Source organism: Caballeronia terrestris (assembly GCF_001544515.1).
Classification (GTDB): Bacteria; Pseudomonadota; Gammaproteobacteria; order Burkholderiales; family Burkholderiaceae; genus Caballeronia; species Caballeronia terrestris.
In genome coordinates this window covers 1-5,119 of record NZ_FCOL02000162.1, presented here as the reverse complement: position 1 = coordinate 5,119, position 5,119 = coordinate 1, and the positions used below count along the sequence as shown (strand labels likewise).

The 5,119-nt window shown below is 59.2% G+C and carries 2 protein-coding genes and 1 pseudogene; 1 reads left to right on the top strand and 2 read right to left on the bottom strand.

Annotated elements, in window-relative coordinates; translation table 11 throughout:
- Together AWB67_RS34370 and AWB67_RS34365 are read right to left on the bottom strand one after the other, a co-directional pair.
- Positions 1 to 530 (bottom strand): hypothetical protein (locus tag AWB67_RS34370; protein ID WP_235025520.1); only part of this gene is annotated, 530 nt, incomplete at its 3' end.
- A gap of 34 nt (positions 531 to 564) precedes the next feature.
- Positions 565 to 900, bottom strand: a complete 336-nt coding sequence (locus AWB67_RS34365; RefSeq protein WP_087642784.1) for a c-type cytochrome — start codon at positions 898 to 900, stop codon at positions 565 to 567.
- Positions 901 to 2,422: 1,522 nt separating this feature from the next.
- On the opposite strand from AWB67_RS34365, the pseudogene ppsA reads away from it, so the two are divergent.
- Positions 2,423 to 4,835 (top strand): annotated as a pseudogene (ppsA, locus tag AWB67_RS34355) (phosphoenolpyruvate synthase).
- Positions 4,836 to 5,119 lie beyond the last annotated feature (284 nt).

The window sequence follows — 5,119 nt, the reverse complement described above, 5'->3', positions numbered from 1 at the left end:
GGTTCGGACGCCTTCAACTCGTTCATGGCAGCGTTCCTGTCGGCCTTGCGGTTGATCTTCGCGTTGGCGACTTCTTCTTCGTAGAGGGCCTTCGCATCGTCGACGACAGCCTCCATCTGCTGTTTGGAGGCTTTCTTCGATGCGCGATATTCGGCGTTCGCCCGGGCGTTCGCATTGCGCCGTTGCACGAAGGGGTCGGTGGGAACCTGCGCCACGGGTTGTCCCTGCGCGGGCGTCGTAACGCCGTCGGAAGAAGTCTGATCGTTCGGAAGATTGAGCGCCGATACGTCGGCCACGTTCCGGTCGGCGCCTTCCTGTTCCGGCATCGCGGGTCTCGCGCTCAAGCTATAGGTTAGGGTCGTGAGCGCAGCCAACACGCTGACAAACATACGAATCTGAGCCTGAGTCATATAACGCTTGCTCCGAAAATGTCCTGATGTCCACATGGCGCCGAGGGTCGCCATTCCATCGCAATTAGCCGTGGATACGCGATTGTCGACCCGCTGTTTGGACGCGGTCGGCGTTCGCATGCTTGCATCAGTCCACGGGCTCGCGAGCCTTTTCTCACTGGCGAAGTACCCACTGAACGAGAACATGTGCGTCTTCGCGCGAGAGTGCACCGGCGCCGCGTCCCGCGGCCGACGGCATCGCCATGTCTCCCCAGTGCGCCCGGCCTCCCAGTCGCAGCTTGCCTTCGAGCATGGCGCTGGCATCGGGCACGCGGTGGTAGTGCGCGGCGATCTCTCGAAAGGAGGGGGCGCGAAACGGGGTATCGACGGTGTGGCAAAACATGCAGCGATACCGGTCTAAGAGAGCCGTGGGTTCGCCCTCGGCGAACGCGCAGCCAACTCCACCGAGCAGCGTTGTAACGATGCCAAGCACGTGGAGCAGATGCCTCATGTTTGGGCGATTCACGATGACACTCCAAGAAAGCCACGTTCTCGGCATTGTGTGGTCGCGCACAGGTCTGCTCCCTTGATTCAGGTCAAGTGTCGGAGCCGTCAAGAAGAACAAATTCGAAATCGTCTGATGCGCGACGCTTGAGGTAGACCGTCAAAGGTTGGCCCACCGCCATGAGACCGAGCATCGACGCAGGTGTCAAGGCTGCCATTTACAGGTGGCGCACAGCTCCTCGAACACCTTGCTCGAAGCAACCTGCAGTCAGGGAATCGTTGGTTCCGAACTGCGAGGACGTTCCGAGGGGGCTTCGAGCGCCTCGCCGTGACCGAATTGATTTCGACGAGGCCTTTCGATCGGCTGCTGGTGCGAGAGAAACCCGATACGTACGCCGGCATGGACGCGCACGAGTGCGGCGTCGCGTGCCGATAGGAGCGTCTTCCCGCTGTATCAGGGAGCCAGACCCGGGGTACCGCCCTCGGATTGACTCAAGTCAACATGCCAAAAAGTTTAGTGCATAGCCTTACAAGGGTGGAGCGAACACGCTTTGCGAATGAAGGCGGCCGACGCGATAGCAAAGGGGGTGCGCTCCCGCTAGGATGCCGACCGTTTTCCGAGCGGCCGTATGCCACATGATCCAGCATCGGGAACGAACGGAATGTCTGGATGCGTGTGACTTCCGTCGAGGTGATGGCGATGGAATGGGATGCGGTTCGGTTGTTCACGATCGGCCGCTCGGCATGTTGCACATCTTAGGTTTAGTGGAGGTTGGAATGAACTGGATGGCAGAGTACTTCGCGCAACGAACGAGTCCCTTGAACCTTGCTCTATGGGCTCACCCACCGCTCGCGCTCGGGCCCGACGGGCCGATCGCTCGACCGGCGTACCACCTGTCTCATACGGGAGTGCAACCTTGTCTACGTTCCCGCACTAGTCGTCAAACAGGGGGATCGCCAATATGAGCTGCCCGCCCACTACGACGCGGTTGAACCGGTAAAGACGTTTGCGTTCGGGGCAGCCCCTGATGAGTATGTCTCGCAATTCTTCACTGACGTTTCAATCTATCCGCCGTCGCGCTTCAACTCAGATTTTCTGATCAGGATTAACGATACGTTGGCGTTCACGCCAATTTTTTCGGCGGAGGGCAGTCCGGGGTTTGCTGGCTCGAGCATTGACAGTAAGGAGACTGCTACTTCCCCGTCTCAATTAAAGCTTCCCTGGACGTTCCAAGGCTATATCAGCATTTGAGCGATCCCGACGGGACCGGCTCGTGAGGGTATGTATGACGAGCCTACATGGTCCCAAAAATACAATTAGTGGAGCATGACCAGCATCGAACGAAGAAATCAGAATTTGATCGTTGCCGGACGCAACCTCTAATCGTCGTGGCCCGTTCAGCCGGGCCGGCGAAATGACTAGCGGACGTTAACCAGCCGCCGACAGTCCTCCTCGGAAGTGCTTGCGACGAGAAACGCGACAATCGACAGCCTTGCGAATCCCTATTTGACTGGCGAAGGAGCCACACATGACCAACGACACATCGCAGCTTGTATGGTTCGAGGACCTTCGGCGCACGGACGTCGCGCTTGTCGGTGGAAAGAACGCCTCGTTGGGCGAGATGGTCGCCAACCGGCGCCAGGGGCGTGAAGGTTCCGCCTGGGTTTGCCGTCACGGCCGGCGCGTATTGGCGTTTCCTCGACGCAAATGAATTGCGCGACACGATGTCCTCGGTGCTTAAAGAACTTGGGGATGGTCGGCGGTCTCTGGCCGAAGCCGGCGAAGCCATTCGTCGCGCGATCCTTCGGGGCGAATGGCCGGAGGAGACGGCTCAGTCGATTCGGCTCGCGTACGATGAATTGAACCGCCGGACCGGGAAGGCGGACGTCGATGTCGCAGTTCGATCAAGCGCGACGGCCGAAGACCTGCCCGACGCGAGCTTCGCCGGACAACAGGAGACCTATCTCAACATCAGGGGCGAGCGTGCTTTGCTCGATGCCTGCCGCCGGTGCTACGCGTCGCTCTTTACCGACCGAGCGATCAGCTATCGGCAGGTAAAGGGCTTCGATCATCTCAAAGTCGCGCTGTCGGTGGGTGTGCAACGCATGGTGCGGTCGGACCTGAGCGGTGCGGGTGTAATGTTTTCAATAGATACAGAGACCGGTTTCGACAAGGTGGTACTCATCAACGCCGCTTGGGGGCTGGGCGAAAACGTGGTCCAGGGTTCTGTTGATCCTGACGAGTATGAAGTGTTCAAGCCGCTTCTTTCGGACGCGTCATTCTCGCCGATTATCGGGAAGAAGCGAGGCGAGAAGGACCGCAAGCTGATCTACACGAGGGACATTGCGCGACCAACGAAGAATGTTCCGACGTCGAAGGCGGAGCGCGCAGCTCTTGTCTTGAGCGACGAGGAAATCCTTGCGTTGTCGCGTTGGGCGTGTGTGATAGAGGAACATTATGGCCAGCCGATGGACATCGAATGGGCGAAAGACGGCGAGACCAATGAAATGTTCATCGTTCAGGCTCGGCCTGAGACTGTCCAGTCGAGACGCGAAGCCAGTGCGGTGAAGACCTATCGCATCAAGAAGGCGGGCCGCAAGCTCGTTTCCGGCGTGAGCATCGGCGAAGCGGTAGCAACTGGCACGGTCTGTGTCATTGACAGTCCGCGTGAAATGGCGCGCTTCGTCGACGGCGGCATTCTTGTGACTCGGACGACCGATCCGGACTGGTTGCCCGTGATGAGACGTGCCTCTGCCATTGTCACCGACTCCGGGGGGCGTACGTCGCACGCGGCCATTGTGAGTCGCGAACTCGGCCTTCCGGCCATCGTGGGAGCAGGCAATGCGACTCACATATTGCACGACGAGCAGGAGGTGACCGTGTCCTGTGCGGAAGGCCGCGACGGATTCGTCTATGAAGGCACCGCCGACTACGAAGTCGAGGAGATCGATTTCGAGAGTATCCCGGCGACGCACGTCAAGCTCATGTTGACTCTTGCCAATCCGGCTGCAGCATTTCGCTGGTGGCGGATCCCAGCCGACGGCGTCGGACTGGCTCGGATGGAATTTGTGGTCAGTAACCATATCAAAATCCATCCGATGGCCCTCGTCCGCTACGAAGCTCTCAAGGACGCGGAGGCGAAACGGACCATTGCGGAGTTGACGGCAGGTTACGGCGACCGGACCGAGTACTTCGTAGATCGGCTAGCGCGAGGATTGGGGCGCATCGCTGCTGTGCAATTTCCACATCCAGTCATTGTGCGCATGAGTGACTTCAAGACCAACGAGTACGCGAACCTGATCGGCGGGGCCGAATTTGAGCCGAAGGAGGAAAACCCCATGCTTGGCTTCCGCGGCGCCTCACGGTATTACTCGCCGCGGTATCGCGAAGGTTTTGCGCTCGAATGCCGGGCGATTCGTCGCCTGCGCGACGAGATGGGTTTCAGGAACGTGATTGTCATGATTCCGTTCTGCCGTTCGACGAAGGAAGCCGACCGGGTGCTCGAGGTGATGGCCGAAAATGGTATCCGGCGGGGCGAGTCGGGCCTTGAAATCTACGTCATGTGCGAGATTCCGTCGAACGTGATTCTGGCGAAGGCCTTCGCGCAACGCTTCGATGGCTTTTCGATCGGCAGCAATGACCTGACCCAACTAACCCTCGGTGTGGATCGCGACTCGGCAGATTTGGCCGAACTGTTCGACGAACAGGACGACGCGGTTAAATGGATGATTCAAAGCGTCATTGAGCAGGCGCATAAGGACGGTGCGAAGGTCGGCTTGTGCGGTCAGGCGCCAAGCGACCATCCAGAATTTGCCGAATTCCTTGTTGAGTGCGGCATCGATTCCATGTCGGTGAGTCCGGACAGTTTCATCGCGGTCAAGCGACGGGTCGCGGTAGCCGAGCAGGCAGCGACGATGGGCGGCAAGGCGGACCGTGCCTGAGGTCAATCGAGGGCGCCGCGCGAACGCCAATCAGTGCATCCAGTACCGTGGGACAGCCGGGTAAGGGCCAGCACGATACACGTTGCCGTGACGGCGTCGCGAAGAAGGATTTTCGAAGATCACTGAGGTGACGTCGCCCATTTCGGCGACGCAGATGGGGTACGGCCATGTACCCGTCCGAGGCGGAGACAACGATGACAGATATTGTAACGGTCACGCTCAATCCAGCAGTGGATGTGGCGACCTCAGTCGAGCGGGTACTCGATACGCGCAAGCTTAGATGC

Bases quoted from the DNA above. Each gene is read 5' to 3' on its own strand.
- AWB67_RS34365 (WP_087642784.1), bottom strand. From the start codon at position 900: ATGAGGCATCTGCTCCACGTGCTTGGCATCGTTACAACGCTGCTCGGT.